Source organism: Streptomyces sp. NPDC001514, from assembly GCF_053597075.1.
The window spans coordinates 1-2240 of sequence record NZ_JBSFHO010000083.1; the positions used below are offsets into that span (position 1 = coordinate 1).

Here is a 2240-nt window from a genome sequence, read left to right on the forward strand (position 1 = left end):
AAGAGCCACCAAACACTCCAACAAGGTAAATTCTTTAACTTTGAAGTTCAAGTCGCATAATTTCCTTTCCATGATTACTAATAATCAGTAAATTTTGGTTTTCTTTTATCTTTATATCAGAACCGTTGATTGATAATTCTGTTAAGTGACTTTCAATCGCCATTTGTGCCACGTTTAAAGCTTCAATCTTTTGATTTTCTTCCGTATCTTTTTGTCTTACTTGCACAAGAGAACTTACGATAAAGCTGACTAGAAAAGCGAGTAGAGCTATACTAATTAAACTTTCCAAAAGCAAATATGCCTTAACTGATTTTCTTTTTAAATTTTCCACTGCCTATCTCCAATTGATAAGTGATGAACTTTTTTTCGTAAGGTAAAGAAATTGTGAGTTTTTGTAAGCTAGAATTCTCTCCCTTATCATCAAATTTAACTGTAAAATCTTTAACTGCTACCTCCTTTGGAATTGTGATACTTCTATCTTCACAGATTAATTCTTGATTTTTAGCAACTAAACTTTCAGATTTTTGAAGCAGTGCAGCATCTTCTTGACTCCTTTTATAGAAATTTTCAAATTGAAGAACAAACAATTCTCCCTTAAAAAGATGGATTGTTTGTATTATTTCTAAAGAAAATAGAGTTGTGATAAAAGAAATAATCAACAAAACTAGAAGAGACTCTAGTAAAGTAAATGCTTTAGTCATTAAAATTTCGTTCTTCATTTTTATTCTGATCATAGTAATTATCGTAAGCAGAAATTTGTTTTTGAGTAATCATCCCTGCACTGAGCAATTCTGACAGACTCAGCTTCTCATCATCATGATCTAATTCATAAAGTTGAGCTTGACTTTCTACTACTTTGACAACTGCCGCTTCTCCAGTTTTTTGAACTTGTGATTTTTCTTTAACGCAAATTGCAAGTCCAAGTTAGCCAGCCAAGCTCATCTCATATGAACTCTTATAGTTGAACATTTTTCTTGGATAATGGTTCATCCAATACTCGATAGCGGCGACTTCTTCAGGGGTCGTCTTTGTTGTGCCTTTTGGCAGATGCCTACGAATCATTCGGTTATGGTTTTCATTCGTCCCTCGCTCAAAGCTCGCGTAGGCGTGTGCATAGTAAACTGGACAGCTTACGACCTCAGAGAGCCTTGCAAATTCATGGCCATTGTCAGGGGTAATGGATTTGAAGTCATAACTTTTTTGAAGTTCCACCAGCTCATCATTGACCGCCTGTGCTGTTTTCCCATCAATCAAGCGAATGATCTCCGTGCGGTATTTTCGCTCTGTGAGCGTCAAAAGCACCTTGTTCTTAGCTCTCGTAAGAATGACCGTGTCAATCTCGTAATGCCCCACTTCTAAGCGATTGTTAATGAACTCAGGCCGTTCTTCAATAGACTTACCAAAAGGATGCTTTGGCGCACGAGGTTTGATTTTCTTTGCCGCCTTATACTGCGGATAGAAAAGATGATGACGCTTGGCTTCTAACCAGCCCCAGTTGACCCAATTGTAGAGGCTGCTCAGAGAAACTCCTTTTAGAGCCTGATGAATGACTTCCAAAGAGTCCTTGTCTTCTTTAAGACGTGTACTCACATAACAATCAATCTCAGTCGTGAGTTTACTCGGACGAACACTGTGAGCCCTCAATCCTTCATAATTTTCTTGAGCCTTTTTAGCAGAGTATTTTACCTTCCGCTTGAGCTGGATTTCCCCTCGCTTCATCTCTCTGTCAATCGTCCCATGAGCTTTATTCAATAAGCGCGCAATCTCACGGTTGCTCAGTCCTTCTTTATTGTGCCAACGTTCAATGTTTAAACGGTCTTGATTGGTCAGGTGTTTCCCTTTGCTCTGGCTTGTGATAGAATAGTCTTGCATCTGAATTTCCTTTTTATACTATTTGGTCGAACTTCTAGTATAAGAGATTCAGATGTTTTTTGCTTGACTCAAGGTGGCTAACTTCATTTTACAATTTGCGAAGTATTTTATTATGTACAGAAATATTATCGACAAGTTATGAAAACCGTTTCTTTTTTTGTTCAAAAAAACCTGTCAAAACTTTGACAGGTCAATATTTTATTGATATTGCATTACTTTTTGTGCTTTGTAGGCTACGTCAATCATCGCACCACCAAGACATTCTTCTCCATCATAGAAAACAACAGCTTGTCCGGGAGTAATTGCTCGAACAGGTTCGTCGAAATCAACGGTTACTTTATCACCATTAACGTGAATAGTTACTCCTG

The 2240-nt window shown here is 37.5% G+C and carries 4 protein-coding genes; all 4 read right to left on the reverse strand.

The window, feature by feature from the left end; all coding sequences use genetic code 11:
* Window positions 1-34 precede the first annotated feature (34 nt).
* Complete coding sequence (comGE, locus tag ACWCXB_RS36500) at window positions 35-331, reverse strand: competence type IV pilus minor pilin ComGE (protein ID WP_010906316.1); 297 nt, start codon at window positions 329-331, stop codon at window positions 35-37.
* The gene (gene comGD, locus ACWCXB_RS36505; protein ID WP_021216554.1) at window positions 303-719 is read right to left on the reverse strand and encodes a competence type IV pilus minor pilin ComGD; all 417 of its coding nucleotides are present in this window, start codon (window positions 717-719) and stop codon (window positions 303-305) included. Before comGD ends, comGE begins: the two co-directional genes overlap by 29 nt.
* Before the next feature lie 205 nt (window positions 720-924).
* Window positions 925-1872: an IS30 family transposase gene (locus ACWCXB_RS36510; protein WP_003130410.1), complete on the reverse strand. Its 948-nt coding sequence runs from the start codon at window positions 1870-1872 to the stop codon at window positions 925-927.
* Window positions 1873-2070: 198 nt separating this feature from the next.
* A complete protein-coding gene (locus tag ACWCXB_RS36515) occupies window positions 2071-2229 on the reverse strand; it encodes an aminomethyltransferase beta-barrel domain-containing protein (protein ID WP_450728798.1) in 159 nt (52 codons plus the stop codon).
* Window positions 2230-2240: the final 11 nt, after the last annotated feature.